Source organism: Chryseobacterium culicis (assembly GCF_900108365.1).
Classification (GTDB): domain Bacteria; phylum Bacteroidota; class Bacteroidia; order Flavobacteriales; family Weeksellaceae; genus Chryseobacterium; species Chryseobacterium culicis.
This window is the reverse complement of the sequence record NZ_FNWQ01000004.1, coordinates 29,870-47,902: the sequence shown is the minus strand read 5'-3', so window position 1 is coordinate 47,902 and position 18,033 is coordinate 29,870. Positions and strand designations below refer to the sequence as shown.

Below are 18,033 nucleotides of genomic sequence, written 5' to 3'. Positions count from 1 at the left end.
TATTTAATATTTCAGCATTTCTTCAATCTTACTGCTGAGTTTTTCAGCATTGGGAAGCATCTCTTTTTCCAGAACCAGATTGATAGGAACAGCAGGTACATCCAGAGATCCCATCGTTTCTACAGGTGCGTCAAGATATTTGAAGCAGTTTTTAGAAATACGGTGTGCAAAAGCTTCTGCAAAAGAGTTGTTAAGCTGTTCTTCGGTCAGAACGATGCACTTTCCGTGGGCTTTTACCCTTTCGAAGACAAGTTCTTCATCAAGAGGGATAAGCGTTCTTAAATCAATAACCTCAACTCTTCCGTTGAAATTTTTTGCGGCTTCTTTAGCCCAGTAAACTCCCATTCCGTAGGTAACCACTAATACGGTTCTGCCTTTTTCGGTTTCATCGTTATCAGCTTCAATGATTACCTTTCCTTTTCCAAACGGAAGAACATAATCTTCTGCCGGTTCTATGGTTTTGGCATCTTCAGTTCCCGGAACTTTACTCCAGTATAACCCCTTATGTTCCAGCATTATTACCGGATTCGGATCATAATAAGCGGCTTTTAACAGGCCTTTAAAATCGGCTGCGTTGCTTGGATAGGCTATTTTGATTCCTTTGATATTGGCTAAGATACTTTCAACACTTCCACTATGGTAAGGACCACCTCCTCCATAAGCTCCGATAGGAACACGGATGATGTTGCTTACAGGGAACTTTCCACCGCTTAGATAGCTGGACTTGGAGATCTCAGTGATCAACTGGTTAATTCCCGGGTAAATATAATCTGCAAACTGAACTTCAACAATAGGCTTTAACCCAACTGCACTCATACCGGCTGTGGAGCCAATAATATAAGCTTCCTGGATGGCTGTATTGAATACTCTTTTGCTTCCGAATTTTTTTCCTAAAGTCACCGTTTCACGGAAAACCCCTCCGATTCTTTCTCCCACATCCTGCCCGTAAAGAAGCGCTTCGGGATGTTTCCACATCAATTCCTGGATCGCGTGGATGGCTGCATCCACCATTACAATTTTTTCTCCGTTAGCGGGTTCACGTGTTCCTGTTTCCTCTGTAATAGGAGTAGGAGCGAAAACGTGCTGCATGACGGTTTCAGGCTTTGGATCTTCTGCGTTTTTAGCTTTTTCGAAAGCTTCTTCCGCCTCAAGACGGGCCTTTTTAGTGATCTGCTTTAAAAGATCTTCGTCAGTTCCTGTTTCCAGTAAGTGTTTCCTAAGGATTTCTCCCGGATCTTTGGCTCTGTGTTTGGTTAAATCTTCTTCGTCTCTGTAGAATTCTCTTCTTACTCCGGAAGTGTGGTGCCCGATCAGTACTGTTTTTGCGCAAACAACTAAAGGTTTTCTTTCTGTTCTTACAAAATCTACAGCTTTTTTCATAGCTTCGAAACTTTCCACGAAATCCGTTCCGTCTACTCTCATTCTGCTTAATCCCGTGAATCCTGCTACAAAATCATAAGCATCACAGGTTCTTGCTTCGTCTTTTGTTACGGAAATTCCCCATTCATTATCCTGAACAAGGAAAATAATAGGAAGCTGGTGTAATGCGGCAAACTGTAAAGCTTCACTCACTTCACCTTCGGTAACAGAATTATCTCCAAGGCTGCATACCACAACAGGATTGTTTTCAAACTCCTGAAGATTGAAATCCTGAATATACTTAATTCCCTGTGCTACTCCTGTGGTAGGGATGGTCTGCATTCCTGTAGCGGAGCTCTGGTGAACAATTTTAGGTTTGTTTTCATCCCTGCTGGACGGATGGGAATAATAAGATCTTCCTCCAGAAAAAGGATCGTCAGCTTTTGCCAGTAATTGAAGCATTAATTGATAGGGCTCAAAACCGATTCCCAAAAGAATACTTTCGTCTCTGTAATAAGGAGAAACCCAGTCTTCTTTCTTAAGCTGATAGGCTGTTGCAAGCTGTATAGCTTCATGGCCTCTTGAAGTGCTATGAACGTATTTACATACATTTCTGTTTTCTTCGTAAATGTCGGCCATTGCTTTAGCCAGCATCATATGATTATACGCTTTGAGTAATATATCCTGAGAAACTTTTTCGTGAAGTGCATTTTCCATAGGAAGCAAATATACACAAAAAAACAAAATACTAACAACTGTTAGTATTTTGTATAAAATCTTTGTAGATATAGGTTATTCCTTGATCACTTTTTTAGAAATAACATCTTTGTCTGTTTTTACTTCAATGATGTAAATTCCTTTGGTGTATGCGGATAAATCTATCGGTTCCTTATCATTGTTAATGATCCCGTTTTGTAACTTTTTACCGGAAAGATCATACACCGTAAATGTAGACTTTTTAGGGGCTTTCAGAACGTTTGTGAAATCCTTTGTAATGGTAGGAGAAACAGCAAGATTATTAAGAGGGTTGGTGATATCTTTAGTTCCTAATAACTCGGTAAATCCTGTTACGATTACAGAGTAATTCTGAGGAGCATTTCCGCCTGTGTTATTTTTCAGAACACCTTTGTTGGTGATCTCAATTTTATAAGTTCTTCCGGCAACTGGAGCATCTACAACCACCTGTTCTACGTTATCTACTGTATTGTCTCCTTTTGTAGCCGGAGTCATTGGATTGTTGGCATCCAGCTTCCATGGATAATAAACCGTATTTGTAGTGGTATCTGTAATCTTCAGATCCAGATCATTAATCAGCTTGGAGCTTCTGTTATTATAAATGTTGCTCCATTGGTTCGTAAAGTTGGTAAATTCCGGATCTATCCATGAAATGGTTACTTTTAACGGCTCTGAACCTGATGCTTTTACAGTTTTTACATTGGCAACCCCGCTGTTTAAGGTTTCATCATTAAAAATGATACTGTTGTTAGACTTTGCTACCAAAAGCTCTGCTCCTTTTTTAGCATCAATAAAACCCCATCCGAATTGAGGGTCTGGGCCTATATTACCTGCTTCTTTAGCAGAATGTACCATTAAAGTTTTCGCTGATGCAGCATTTAATAAACTACCTCCGAAAAGCTGTTTGTTAATCTGTGTCCAAAGTCCCACAATACCTGTAACTACGGGAGCAGAATAAGACGTACCGTCTCCGATATCTATTTTACTGCCTCCGGTGGCATTGTTATCAGTCCACGCGCTGGCAACTTCTGTTCCTACCGTGCTGATATCCGGTTTGATACCTCCGTCATCTCTTGGTCCTGCGCTGCTGTAGCTGGAATGGATCACATCCGAAGATGCAGCATATCTTCCGTCGTTAGTGGTGATTCTGTCTGTAGCTCCTACCACAATGATGTTCTTTCCAAGAGATCCGATTCCAATACAATCATATCCTTGTGCACAATTGCTGGAAGGAAGCGTATCTGTCGGTGCAAACTCTACCAGGTTACCATTATTGTCTCTGTAATATTTTTTATAGGTACTGGTAGCGGCACTTGGCCCTCCACCGAATGAGTTTCCGGCAGATTTTATAATGATGTATGAAGGGTTGTTGTAAACAATCTGGTCATAATCACGGTCATTGGTATGGTAAGTTCCCTGCGCATCAAAAGACGTGTTTGGGCTGCTGAAAGCGCCATTCCATACCCATGAAGGCTCATTATTAATAAGCTGAGGATCTGCCCATCCCTGGTTGCTTCCATAAGAATGGTTAGAAATATTAGGCTGGGCTGTTATAATTTTCTGAAATACGGTCTTTTGGGTTGTTTCTCCATCCAGGATAGAAGATCCGAAAGCATACGCATCAATGGTAGAGTTTGGAGCAATACCTTTAAAGTTTACCTGTCTGGTCGTTCCGTTATTAAATGTTACCGTATAAGGATAGTCTTTCGCACCGATAAAGCTGGATACAGCGGTTGCGTGATCACCGTAATTAACGGTACTGCTTTCTTTGTTCGTGATTCTGTTAGGAATATTATTGAAAAAAACATGGTTGGCAAATACTCTTGCTACCCCGGAAGAAGTACTCCCGTCAAAAATCGTAAACTTAATGCCTTCTCCGTTAAAGGACCCGGTTAAGCCTGTGATAGTTCCTCCCTGTAAAAAATCGGAGTTGGAATTTTTAATTTGGTCACCATCGTGCGCCTGCAGGAAATAAGGTCTGTTATCTGGTAAAAACCCTGCTAATGTGGCTCTTTGTAATTCAATCTGCTTTAAAACTTCCGGGCTTCTGTTAGAGCCAAATTGCTTAGATACGTAAGTATCAAACTTTTCATTGTTCTCTATTCTCTGTCGTTCAAATTGTCTGTTTAATTCTTCATTGTTTTGTGCACTTAATAGTGAAACAGTTAAAGAACTGATTAAAAGTAGTTGTTTCTTCATTTTAGGTAGTAAATTATTAAAAAGTATGATTAATCAAAATTATATTAAAATTTTAATAGTCAATAATGTTTTAATATATAACTCTAATTTTTTAATATTATTTTAATTTAACTTAAAAAGTTAGAGTTATTTTTGAATAATTTTCTAATTTATTTGTTTTGAATATTATTGATTCTCTATATCGCAGGCATCAAACAATTATTGGAAAAAATGAAGTAACTTTACATTCTCTTTTATAAAAAAGTTAGAACATTATATGTATTTAATTTTTGACACAGAAACAACCGGTTTACCTAAAAATTTCAACGCTCCGCTTTCAGACTCGGACAACTGGCCAAGAATGGTTCAGATTGCATGGCAGTTGCATGATGATGACGGAAAGTTGATTGAAAACCAGGATTATATAATAAAGCCTGAAGGGTACGATATTCCCTTCAATGCCGCACGTATTCACGGTATTACCACTAAAATTGCTAATGAAGAAGGACGGGATCTCACGGAAATTCTTGAAGAATTTTCTAAAGTCCTTGATAGAGTAAGAGTAGTTTCAGGGCATAATGTAGAATTTGACTATAATATTGTAGGAGCAGAATTTTACAGAAAAAATCTTAAAGACAATCTTCAGGAGAAACCCAAAGCAGATACCATGATTTTGGGAACCGACTTCTGCCAGCTTGGCGGAGGACGTGGAGGAAGATTCAAGCCCCCTAAGCTTGAAGAGCTTTATGAAAAGCTCTATGGAAATAAATTTGATGAAGCCCATAATGCTGCCGCCGACGTAAATGCTACTGCCAGGGCTTTCTTTGAAATGGTAAGAATTGGAGTGGTACCTGCTGAAACATTAAAGATTTCAGAAGATCAGCTTGCTTATTTCAAAAGCCTTTATCCGGATCCGATACAACCTTTCAACATTGTTATCAGAAGACAGGTTGCCGATTTCCACAACAAGAAAAAGCAGCAGGATTTCGGAAGCATTGATGAGATTGATCTGGGTAAATACTTCAATTTTGACAACCATAGTGTGTTCTCTACACTTACGGCTACTTCAAGCATCAATGATCTGATTAAAAAAGCTTCTGATGAAAACTTTCCGGCTGTAGGTATGGTGGATCTCGGAAATATGATGGGAGCGTTCAAATTTGTATCGGCAGTTGAAGGAGCCAATGGCGACAGGGTAAAAAAACATAAAGAATACTTAGCCAGAAAACAGGAAGCAGAAGAAAACGGAACAGATTTTAATGAAGTGGAACCTGTCTCGGAGCCCCTCATTCCGGTTGTAGGCTGTGAATTTTATATTTCGGAACGTTATGAGCAAAAGCAGTTTACCAAAGATGATCCGGACAGGAGAACGCAGGTAGTGCTTTTAGCAAAAGATTTTAACGGATATAAAAACCTTGCAAAATTGTCCAGTATAGGTTTCCTGAAAGGATTCTATTTTGGGGTTCCAAGGGTCAGCAGGGAATTGATTGCTCAGTATAAGGAAGGAGTCATTGCGTTGACTTCCGGAATTATGGGAGATATTCCGGATGCCATCCTGAATACCGGTGAACAGAAAGGGGAAGAACTTTTCAAATGGTGGAAAGATACTTTTGAAGATGATTTCTATGTACAGATTCAGAATCATAAACTGCCCGAAGAAGAGCACTTGAATGAAGTATTGTTATATCTTGCCGATAAGTACAATGTTAAAATCTTAGCGCAGAACGAGACTTTTTACACCAATAAAGATGATTCGAACATTCAGGATATTGTAAGCTGCATCAAAGACGGAGAAAAGCTCACAACACCTATTGGAAAGGGATTTGGGAAAAGAAGAGGATTGGCTACAGGTGAATATTACATCAAAAATTCTGATGAAATCAAAGAAGCCTTTTTAGCATATCCCGATGCTTTTGATGCCTATGAAGAATTTACTGCAAAGTTTAAGCCCTATACCTTAAAAAGAGATGTACTCCTTCCGAAGTTTGATATTCCGCAGGAATTTATCCATCCGGAAGATGAGGTAGACGGAGGAAAAAGAGGGGAGATGGCCTATCTTACTTACCTTACATATGAAGGAGCAAAAAGAAGATACGAGTCTACAGGCGGAATTACCGATGAAATCAAAGAACGTCTTGACTTCGAACTTGAAGTAATTGCCAACACCGGTTATCCGGGATATTTCCTTATTGTACAGGATTTCTGTAATGAAGCCCGCAAAATGGGGGTTTGGGTAGGTCCCGGAAGGGGTTCTGCTGCTGGGTCTGCGGTGGCTTACTGTATTGGAATTACCAATGTAGATCCTATTAAATATGATCTCCTTTTTGAGAGATTCCTTAATCCGGAAAGGGTTTCAATGCCCGATATTGATATTGACTTTGACGATGAAGGGAGGGATAAAATTATCAAATGGGTAGTTGACAAATACGGTAAAACTCAGGTGGCCCAGATTATTACCTACTCGGTTTTGGGTGGTAAATCTGCTATTAAAGATGCCGGAAGAGTTCTGGATGTTCCTATTCCTGATACCAATAATATTGCCAAGCTGATTCCGCCGAGCCCGGGAATGAACATTGCAAAAGCTTTAGCCAAATATGATAAATTAAAACCGGAAGAACAGATGCTTGTTGATGAAATGAGATACGTTCTTAACAGCCCTGATGATGCCCGGCATGGAGTTTTGGCCAGTGCTAAAAAAATGGAGGGCTGCATCAGAAATACCGGAATTCACGCCTGCGGTGTAATCATCACGCCGGAAGATGTAAGTAACCTGGTTCCGGTAACCATTGCAGCGAAGGATGCTGATATCCTGGTGTCACAGTTCGATAACTCCGTAGCGGAAAGTGCCGGTCTTCTGAAGATGGATTTCCTTGGACTTAGAACTCTGACGATTATCAAAGATGCACTGAAGCTGGTAAAAGCCAGACATGGTATAGATATTGACCCGGATCTCATTCCGCTTGATGATGCTAAAACCTATCAGCTGTTTAAAGAAGGAAGAACAGTAGGGATTTTCCAATATGAAAGTCCCGGGATGCAGAAGTACATGAGGGAGCTTAAGCCTACAGTTTTTGCCGATCTTATCGCCATGAATGCGCTGTACCGTCCCGGTCCGATTAAATATATCCCAAACTTTATCAACAGGAAGCATGGGATTGAAGAGATTGTGTATGACTTACCGGAAACCGAAGAATATTTAAAAGAAACCTACGGGATTACCGTTTATCAGGAGCAGGTAATGCTTTTGTCCCAGAAACTGGCCAACTTTACCAAAGGTGAAGCCGATACCTTGAGAAAAGCGATGGGTAAAAAGCAAATTGATGTTCTTAACAAAATGTATCCTAAGTTCATTGAAGGAGGCCGAAAAAATAACCTGAATGAAGAAAGGCTGGAGAAAATCTGGAACGACTGGAAAGCCTTTGCGGAATATGCCTTCAATAAATCTCACTCAACCTGCTATGCCTTTATTGCTTATCAGACCGCATACCTTAAGGCAAATTATCCGGCTGAATATATGGCAAGTGTAATGAGTAATAACATTAACAATACAGACTCTATTACCATGTTCATGGAAGACTGCAAAAGTATGGGAGTAGATGTATTGGGGCCGGATGTGAATGAATCACAGTATAAATTCTCAGTAAACGAAAAAGGACAGATCCGTTTTGGATTGGGAGCCATTAAAGGAATTGGTGAAGGGCCAAGTGAAGGGATCACAAGAGAAAGAGAAAACGGAAGATTTAAAAATATTTACGACTTCTTCGAAAGAATAATGCCTTCCCAAATGAACAAGAGGGTAGCAGAGAGTTTGGTGCTGGCCGGAGCTTTTGATGAACTGGATTCTTTCCACAGAGGTCAGTATTTCGATATAGACATGGCCGGAAGAACAAACCTGGAAAGATTAATCAGGTATGGACAAAGCTTCCAGGAAAGCAAGAATGAAATGGAGCATTCTCTCTTTGCTGATTTTGCCGAAGAAGTTCAGATTGAGCAGCCGAAATTAGCTCCCTGCCCGGAGTGGCCGAATATGCATAAGCTTAATAAAGAAAAAGAAATCATTGGTTTCTATCTTTCTGCCCATCCGTTGGATGAATTTAAATTTCAGTTTCAGTTCATGCAGGGACAGCTTTCCAAAAAATCGGTTCTTGAGAAGAACGAAGATAAGATCGTTTCAGATGAAGCACCTGTTTTAGAACCGGAGGCTCAGGATGATACTGTAGATCTTACAGAGATTGTTTCGGATGATGTAGTGGCAGGCGAAGAGGAAGTAGTGGAAGAGGTGATTAAAAAGGCAGAGCCAAAAGGGAATTTCTTATTCCTGAATCTGGATGAGGTAGACGCTTACAAGGAACAGGCTTTTTCAAATAAACAGGAAGAACTCTTTGAAGAGAAAAAGAAAGACTGGAAAACCCTTCAGAAAGAAAGAGAAAATGGCGGCGGAGGAAAAGAATATACAGTTGCAGGCCTGATTACAGAATATAGAGTCCAGGATGGTTTCAGAAGTGGAGAAAAAGTGGCTTTTGTTACGCTTGAGGATTATTCGGGATCCTATTCATTCAGATTGGGAGACAGAGATTATATGAGGCTGAAGGAAAAGCTTGAAGTTCAGCGGTTTGTTATTTTTAAGATCAAATTTGCTCAGGTAAAAGATGGAAGAGTCTTCGTGAATGTAAATGATGTGATAGAGCTTCAGGAGGCATTTGAGAGATTTGCAAAAAGTATATCTCTGGTAATGGATGTGATGGATGTAAGGCCGGAAGATCTCGACTTTTTCAGAACAGTGCTCGACAGAAACAAGGGAAATCAAAAGCTGAAATTCTTTATTAAAAACCTTGAAGATGATTCGCATATTGAAGTGCAGTCTATGAAACATTCTGTAGATCTTAATGGCGATCTGATTAAAGAAATTCAACTTCTCAATAAATATGAGTTTTACTTAAATTAAAAAAAAGATATTTTCTTATAAAGAGTGGCTTTAGCTGCTCTTTTTTTTGTCTATATATTAAATATAATGATGAAAATTTATAAATGTGTTTTTATGTTAAACAGAAAAATTTTCTGAAGTCTATTCTTATTATATGGTAATATAGTAAATTGATTATCAGTTAATTAATATTTTTCAACAAATTGCGAAATAATTGTTAAAATTAAATAAACGTTTGATTTTATTGTATTTTAATGATGGTTTTATTTTTTATTGTTCAATATTTTATGATATTTTTTAATAATATTATTAATAATCTAATTTATATTTATACATTTACAGCCCTAACTTTTATTATTAATGTATATGAAGAGATTATTACTTTCGTGTATGACCGCATTTTATTTTTGTGGATCAGCACAGGTGGGCCCGCCTCAGCTTGCCGCCCCTAATACAAGTAACGGATATGGCTTTGCGCAGTCTTCCGGGACTTATACACCCTTATCTGCAAACAGGACAATATGGCAGTCTGGTGCAACAATAGGAACGGATTTGGTATCAGGAGCTATTTCACTGCCGGGTTCCTTTACTTTTAATAACCAGAAGTATAATTCTGTTTACATCAGTAACAATGGATTTATTACGTTTGGCGTTCCTGCTTCAGGTTCTACTTACACAGGATTATCTTCAGATATCTCACCAACGACGTATGATGGAGCTTTTGCAGGTTTTGCTGTCAACCTGCGCAATGCAAATACTACAACATCTGAAATTGCCTATGAAACAATTGGTTCGAAATTTATTGTGCAGTATAAAGATGTGCAGGGTAATTCAGCTTCTTCAGCACAGATTCTTAATTTTCAGATTCAATTAGATCTTACTGCAAAGACAATTGCTATTGTATATGGAAACTGTGTTTCCGGAACTGCAACTCTTACCGGACAGGTAGGGATAAGAGGATCGGAAAGTTCTGATGTAAATAATTTAACAGGAACAAACTGGACCTCTCTTGCTGTAGGAACTGCAAACAGCTCCACGGCTACTTTAGGAACTACAAACGGAACAACAGTTCCTGCCTCCGGATTGACATTTACTTACACTCCGGGAACATGGCAGGCAGCTCCTGTATCATATGCTGCATTACCTTTTACAGAGAGCTTCAGTACCTGGGAAAATGGCAATTCAACCGCAGATCTGCCCAATGCCAATTATTGGAGAACATGGCCGGCGAGAGGAGATAATGCATGGAGACAGAGCGATATTGCAACAACAGGTTTTGCTTCGGCTTCTGGATGGTCTGGTACTGGTGGATCTGCTACAGTCGGTACGCCAGCTGTAACTCCCGCTGCAAGATTTCACTCGTACAACTGTCAGTATGCTTCTGGATATATGGACTTATATGTCAACCTATCCACGGGTACAGGAAACAGATACTTAAGTTTTGATTATATCAACCCTTCCGGAACAGATGTTTTAAAAATTCAGATCTCTACTGACGGAGGAAATACATTTACTGATGTAGGTTCTGCTTTAGGTGTTGCAGCATCATGGACTTCTAACTTTTTGGATTTGGGATCATCGAGTCCGAATGCAATCGTAAGGTTTTTGGCTAAAGGAGATAACGGGAGTGATGATATCTACGTAGATAACGTTAAAATTTCCGCTATTACAATTCCAGATTGTACAGTAATAACAGCACCTGCCAATGCCGCAACAGGAGTATCAGTAACACCAAATATCAAATGGAATCCTACAGCTGGAGCAACTTCCTACAAACTAAGCGTTGGAACTACACCAGGGGGTACTAATGTGATGAACGCAGTAGATGTAGGAAATGTGGTTACATATACACTTCCGGCAGCAAGCCAGTTATTGTATAACACTACGTATTATGTAACAATACAGCCATCCAATAGCAACGGTACGGCTAGTGCATGTAACTCAATATCATTCGTAACTAAAAATATCGGCTGTCCTTCCGTTACGGCACCATCATCATCTTCAACAGGCGTTTCCGTAACACCTACATTCACCTGGGGAGCGGTAACAGATGCCACCGGATATAAACTTTCTATCGGTACTACAACGGGAGGAACTGATGTGATGAATAATGTTGATTTAGGAAATGTTACAACTTATACACTTTCCACGCCGTTAAATAATGCCACAAAATATTACTATACCGTTAACGCTTATACATCAACAAGTAACTCAGCTTCATGTACGGAACGTAATTTTACAACGGTTTGTAGTGCAGAAAATGCCCCAACGGTACTGCAAAGCTTTACCGCATTTACTCCAATGTGCTGGTCAGTTGCTAAAGGAGATGTTACAGCCTCATCTACTCTAACATACGGATCAAGCAAATGGGCTACGGAGGCCGGTTTTGCCAATGCAGGATCTAACGCAGCCGTAAGAATCAATTTATATGGAACCAATACCGGAGATTGGCTGATTTCTCAACCAATTAATCTCGGAGTTACCCCAGGTCTGTTCAGAATGAAGTATAAAATTGCTGTTACCAGTTATTTGGGAACTACTTCACAAACAACTTTAGGTACTCATCAGGTTCGAGTGATTGTCTCTACAGATGGTGGTACTACATGGAGTAATACAAACGTTATTAAAACTTACACGGGAGCGGCAACTTATTCCAGTACAGGGCAGGTAGAAACAATAAACCTTACTGGATATTCGGGGAATGTTAAAATTGCTTTTGTAGCAACTACAAGCTCCAATACTCCGGATATTGACTTCCACGTTGACGATTTTGTGGTAGAAGCGATACCAACTTGCCCGGAACCGGCTTCTCCTGTAGTGGCTAACCCTACGGTTTCTACAGCAGATCTGTCCTGGACAGCTCCTGCTGCACCGCCAGCTAACGGTTACGAATATTATTACAATACCACTAACACAATTCCTACTGCCGCTACACAGGCCAGTGGAACCAGCAATACAACTTCAGCTCCTTTATCCGGGCTGGCTTCAAATAGTACATACAATGTTTGGGTAAGATCTGTTTGCAGTACTACAGATAAGAGCCCCTGGGTGGGACCGGCTATTTTCAATACAGCCTGTAGTACAGTAATGGCTCCTTTTGCCCAGAACTTTGATAACGGAGTAATGCCAAACTGCTGGAACAATATAAATCCGACAGCAACAACTACAGATGCCACTCTTTTCTGGAAGTTCTTAGGATCTGCAGAGTATGGCGCAAGTCCGGCTAATAATGGAAAAGCGGCAGGTACCTATGCATGGGTAGATGCAAGTTCGCCATATTCAGGAGCAGGTGCAAACACTGTACAGCTGGTTACGCCTCCTGTAAATCTAGCAGGATTAACAGCTCCGATTGTCTCTTTTGACTGGTTTAAAAATCATTCAACATCCTCTACAACAACGGTAGGTGTTTCTACATATGATAACAATAAACTTACTGTGGAAGTTAATGACGGAAATGGTTGGGTGACTATTTTTAGCGATAATACAAACTTAAATCAGTGGAGAACAGTTGCTGTACCTTTAGCAGCTTCCTATATTGGAGCTACCATCCAGGTGAGATTTACTGTAGATAAAAATGTAAGTGGTAATGGATACTATTATGATGATCTTCTTTTAGATAATGTTGAAGTAAAACAAAATCCTAATTTGGCAACTTCTGAAACTGCAGTAAAAGAGAATAAGATTAATCTATATCCTAATCCGTTTACAGATACGCTAACAATCTCGGATGTGTCTAAAGTACAATCTGTTTCTGTTATTGATGTTTCTGGAAGATTGGTTAAAACTATTGAAAAACCTTCATCAGTTCTTCAACTAAGAGATCTTAAGGAAGGATTGTATTTGATCGTATTAAATATGAAAGACGGCTCTAAACAGACTGTTAAGGCAATTAAAAAATAAAAATCTTTAAAAAATATGAAAGTGAGACTGCTCAACCTGAGCAGTCTCTTTTTTTTAATGTAAATTATTTATTATTAAATAAAAATGCGAATATGTTGTCATATAGTAATAATTGTATTTTTTTTGTTGATGATTTTTAACTAGATTTGATTAACTAATAATATTGTTATATGAAAAATATTTTACTCGTTGGTTTCTTAATGACCGGCTTTTTATCCTCCGCACAAACTTACTGTACGCCGGCATTTGCCAGTGGATGTAGTGGAGGAGATATGATCGATACTTTTAAAATTCTGGGTGCGGGACTTGATCATCAGGATACAGGCTGTTCTGCAGGAGCGTATGGAGATTACACTTCTATGACCATTACCATGAATGCCGGTTTAAGCTATGATTTTACAGTTAAACATGATTACAGTGATCAGAATGTACGCATTTGGATAGACTTTAATAATGACGGAACATTTGATGATGCCGCTCCTGAGCTGGTAGCTTCTGCAAGCAGTGATTTTGTAGGCGGTGCTAATATAACAGCAGGACAGATAGTAATCCCGGCTACAGTCACTCCAGGTACCTACAGAATGAGAGTTGGAGATAAATTCTCCGGTGATCCTATTCCCTGTAATATTGACGGTTATGGAGAAGCTCATGATTACACAGTTGTAATTGGAGCTGTTCCTACTTGTTTTGCTCCAACAGCCTTAACGGTATCTGGAGTTACGAGCAATACCGCTCAGGTTTCATGGACTGCTCCGGCATCTGCTCCTGCTAATGGCTATGAATACTATTACTCAACCTCAAACACTTACCCTTCAGCAACAGTGACAGTGTCCGGAACCAGTACTGCAACCAGTGTGAACCTGCCTTCTACACTTACTCCAGCTACCGCTTATTATGTATGGGTGCGTTCTGCATGCAGCGCATCAGATAAAAGCGCATGGTCTTCAGCTGCAACATTTATGACATCCTGTGTTTCTGTGGGAGTTCCTTATGCATTAGATTTTGAAAGTATAACCCCTCCTGATCTTCCTGGCTGTACTTCGGTGGTAAATGACGGGTCAGGAAATATGTGGAAAACCGGTGATCTTAATGATCAGGGATTCACCGGCAATGTTCTTCAGTATTCTTATGATTATGCGAATAATGCAGATACATGGTTCTTCACGAATGGAATTAATCTTACTGCAGGGGTGGCATACCGAATCAAGTATAAATATGCCAATGCAGAAGGATTCGTATATGAAGAAAAACTAAAAGTTGCCTATGGAACTTCTGCTTCAGGTGCAGGAATGACCACTGTATTGGCAGATCATCCTAATATTGTTTCCAGTACGGCAACAGATACCTTTGTCAACTTCACGCCATCCACTACAGGTGTATACTATTTTGGATTTCAGGCATATTCTGATGCCAATATGAACCAGCTGTATGTTGATGATATCAACATAGGTCTGGCACCTGCATGCAGCGAACCTACAGCAGTTACCATGTCAAATATTGCAGCAAACGGAGCTACAGTTTCATGGACGGCTGCTACTCCTGTACCTGCAAATGGTTATGATATTTATTACAGTACAACCAATACAGCACCTACAGCGACAAGTACACCTAATTTTACAGGAATTACGGCAACTACTTATAATATTCCTGGTTTAGCTGCCGCTACTACGTATTATGTATGGGTAAGATCAGCTTGTACAGCTACCAGTACAAGCGTTTGGAGTAACAGTGCTACATTTACTACTCTTTGCTTAAGCACAGGTTTACCGTATACACTTGATTTTGAAAATGTTTCAGTTCCCGCTCTTCCAGGCTGTACAACAGCTGTTAATGCGGGATCTGGAAATAACTGGGAAACAGCAGACCCGCCTTCAGACAGTCAGGGCTTTACGACCAATGTATTGAGATATCACTATAACTCTTTAAATCCTGCCAATGCGTGGTTCTATACACAGGGATTGAGTCTTACCGCTGGGGTACAGTATACCATCAGCTATAAGTATGGAAATAATTCAACTACCTATGCAGAAAAATTAAAAGTAGCTTACGGAACATCACCTGCTGCATCGGCAATGACGAATTCTGTAGCAGACTATCCTGCCATTAACGATGAGACTGCTCACACAGAATCTATCACCTTTACAGTTCCTGCAACAGGAGTGTATTATTTCGGATTTAATGCCTATTCGGATAACAATCAATACAATCTGTATGTAGATGATATCAGTATTAATAATGCGAATCTCTCTACATCTGAAGTTGCTGTTGGAAAAAATAATCTTAAAGTATATCCTAATCCATTTACGGATATAGTGAATATCTCTGATGTGAAAAATGTGAAAAATGTGTCTGTAACAGATGCTGCGGGAAGATTAGTGAAAACTATTTCCAACCCTGAATCTACAGTTCATTTAAGAGACTTAATGCAGGGTGTTTATATGATAACCCTTGAAATGAAGGACGGTTCCAAGCAGACGATCAAAGCCATTAAAAAATAATTCATCATTTCAATACAAAAAGAAAGAGACGGGTCATTAATGATCCGTCTCTTTTATCAGGTAAATTATTTTTTCTGAAAGTAATGGGTTAAAAAAGGTGAGCAAAATGTTTTGCTCACCTTTTTATTGTATCATTTGACCTTATTTAATATAATCATTGTTCAGTACTGGTATTGGCTATTTATTAGGTACTGGTTGAATTTCTCCTTTGTTAAGAAGATCAAAAACAGTAGGGAAGAACATTGCTAAAATAAAGTAAACAATGATCATCAGTACAATAAGTGCAAAAAGGATGATGACTAAACTATTGGGTCTGTTTTTCTTTTTTGGTTCCATGATTTTGTGGTATTTGATGAATAAATTTTTCTTATATAAAGTATTAAGCTAATTTCTTGCCACATTTCTTGCAATACCTTGCATCATCATCAATATCTTCATTACCGCAGCGTTCACAGATCAGTTCCAGGTTTTGTCTTTTGTTCCTCATTTCAGCAGTTACAATACCTGTAGGAACTGCAATAATAGAATAACCTGCAAGCATCAGAACAACAGCAAAAAACTTTCCTAACGGTGTAATAGGGGAAACATCACCATATCCTACCGTAGTTACTGTAACTACTGCCCAATAAATAGATTGAGGAATAGTCTCGAAGCCCTGCCGGCCGCCTTCTACCATAAACATGAGCGATCCTACAATAACCGAGAAAATTATAAGGAATAAAAGGAAGATATAAATTTTTCTCGAACTGTTTTTTAAAGCCCTTACAATGAGATACCCATCATTCATGAAGTCCAGCAAATTGAAAATTCTGAAGATTCTCAACATTCTGAGCATTCTGAAAATCAGGAAATATTTTGTGATAGGAAAGAAAAAGCTGAGGTAAAAAGGAACCAGAGCCAGGAAATCTATAATCCCGAAAAAACTGAAGATGTAATTACGCTTATTCTTTACCACAGCAATCCGCATAGAATACTCTATTGTAAAGAAGATAGAGATCACCCATTCAAGAATCAGGAAGGTATAATGAAATCTTTTATCAAGCTTAGGTACACTTTCCATCATAATAATAGCAGTGCTGGCAAGAATTAAAGACAGTAATATAATATCGAACAGTTTTCCGAGCCTTGTGTCAGAACGGTAAATGATTCGGTAAAGGTATCTTTTCCAAAGTGTGTCTTCAGGAATAAGATTGTGCTCTCTTTCCATTGGTATAGGATTATTTCAGGCTTAAAGTTATATAAGTAAATATATGACTGTTAAAAGAATTGTACAACTATTAAAATATTCTTTAGGGTTTTGGTAAAATTAATATCTTCGCTGTAAACGTAAAATATAAATAAATGAAGCTAAAAACTGTACTGGCAAAGATTGAAGAGGAGATAAGCATCAGACAGGCAGAGGATTTTGATAATGTAGGATTGCTGTGTGGGGTTTATGATCGTGATGTATCCGGAATTCTGGTTTGCCACGACGCTTTGGAAAATGTAGTAGATGAGGCAATTGAAAGAAACTGCAATCTGATAGTATGCTTTCATCCCATTATATTTTCCGGACTGAAATCTTTAACAGGGAAAAATTATGTAGAAAGGGCTGTTTTAAAAGCTATCGAAAATAAAGTAGCCATCTACGCTATCCATACTGCATTTGATAATGATTTCTTTGGCGTTAATCATGGGATATGCAGCCAGTTGGGATTAAAGAATATGAAAATCCTGCAGCCTAAAGAAAATAACCTGAAACAGCTTACCGTTTTTGTCCCGAAAGAATATTCAGAAAAAGTGAGAGAAGCCATGTTTTCAGCAGGAGCCGGAAATATAGGGTTCTATGATGAATGCAGCTTCACGGTTAATGGTAACGGTACATTCCGCCCGGCAGAGGGTTCTGATCCTTTTTCCGGACAACAGGGAATCCGTGAAAATGCCGACGAAGATATGATTTCTGTAATCTTTGAAGGGTTTAAACAAGGACAGATTGTAGGCGCCATGAAAGCGGCTCATCCTTATGAAGAAGTAGCTCATCAGGTCTACAGCCTGGATAATAAAAACCATCATGCAGGGTTGGGGATGTATGGTGATCTGGAAGAGGAAATGGATGAAAAGGATTTTCTTCGGTTTGTAAAGGAAAAATTCGGACTGGAAGTAATAAAACATTCTTCTTTCAATCATAAAAAAATCAAAAGAGTAGGGGTGCTCGGCGGTTCCGGCGCCAGTGGAATAAGAGCTGCAGCCGCCAAGAAATGTGATGCTTATCTTACCGGAGATCTTAAATATCACGACTATTTTCTGGCAGAGTCTAAAATGCTGATCTGCGATATAGGACATTATGAGTCAGAACAATTTGTCACCCAACAATTATTTGAAATTTTGTCACAAAAATTTAGTACATTTGCAATTTCAAAATCTATTGAAAAAACAAACCCAGTAAATTATTTCATTTAA

8 protein-coding genes are annotated in these 18,033 nt (G+C 39.1%); 4 read left to right on the top strand and 4 right to left on the bottom strand.

Features of this window, described 5'->3' with window-relative positions:
• Nucleotides 1–3: 3 nt before the first annotated feature.
• Both BLW74_RS15260 and BLW74_RS15255 read right to left on the bottom strand, forming a co-directional pair.
• Nucleotides 4–2,076 (bottom strand): alpha-ketoacid dehydrogenase subunit alpha/beta, encoded by a 2,073-nt coding sequence (locus BLW74_RS15260; RefSeq protein ID WP_089693665.1) that lies wholly within the window; start codon nt 2,074–2,076, stop codon nt 4–6.
• Nucleotides 2,077–2,151: 75 nt separating this feature from the next.
• Nucleotides 2,152–4,293 (bottom strand): S8 family peptidase, encoded by a 2,142-nt coding sequence (locus BLW74_RS15255; protein WP_089693663.1) that lies wholly within the window; start codon nt 4,291–4,293, stop codon nt 2,152–2,154.
• Between the two features lie 256 nt (nt 4,294–4,549).
• Between BLW74_RS15255 and dnaE the strand changes: the two genes are divergently transcribed.
• The 3 genes from dnaE (at nt 4,550) to BLW74_RS15240 (ending at nt 15,594) form a co-directional block, all read left to right on the top strand.
• Complete coding sequence (dnaE, locus tag BLW74_RS15250; RefSeq protein WP_089693661.1) at nt 4,550–9,217, top strand: DNA polymerase III subunit alpha; 4,668 nt, start codon at nt 4,550–4,552, stop codon at nt 9,215–9,217.
• A gap of 345 nt (nt 9,218–9,562) precedes the next feature.
• Nucleotides 9,563–13,096: a T9SS type A sorting domain-containing protein gene (locus BLW74_RS15245; protein WP_167358442.1), complete on the top strand. Its 3,534-nt coding sequence runs from the start codon at nt 9,563–9,565 to the stop codon at nt 13,094–13,096.
• 170 nt (nt 13,097–13,266) lie between these two features.
• Entirely contained in the window at nt 13,267–15,594 is a 2,328-nt protein-coding gene (locus tag BLW74_RS15240; RefSeq protein ID WP_089693658.1) for a fibronectin type III domain-containing protein, read from the top strand.
• 177 nt (nt 15,595–15,771) lie between these two features.
• Here the strand turns inward: BLW74_RS15240 and BLW74_RS22480 are convergent, their stop codons facing one another.
• Together BLW74_RS22480 and BLW74_RS15235 are read right to left on the bottom strand one after the other, a co-directional pair.
• Nucleotides 15,772–15,930: a hypothetical protein gene (locus tag BLW74_RS22480; protein WP_167358441.1), complete on the bottom strand. Its 159-nt coding sequence runs from the start codon at nt 15,928–15,930 to the stop codon at nt 15,772–15,774.
• Between the two features lie 43 nt (nt 15,931–15,973).
• Complete coding sequence (locus BLW74_RS15235; RefSeq protein WP_089693656.1) at nt 15,974–16,801, bottom strand: ion transporter; 828 nt, start codon at nt 16,799–16,801, stop codon at nt 15,974–15,976.
• Nucleotides 16,802–16,935: 134 nt separating this feature from the next.
• On the opposite strand from BLW74_RS15235, the gene BLW74_RS15230 reads away from it, so the two are divergent.
• Nucleotides 16,936–18,033, top strand: coding sequence for a Nif3-like dinuclear metal center hexameric protein (locus tag BLW74_RS15230; protein WP_089693655.1), 1,098 nt, complete (start codon nt 16,936–16,938; stop codon nt 18,031–18,033).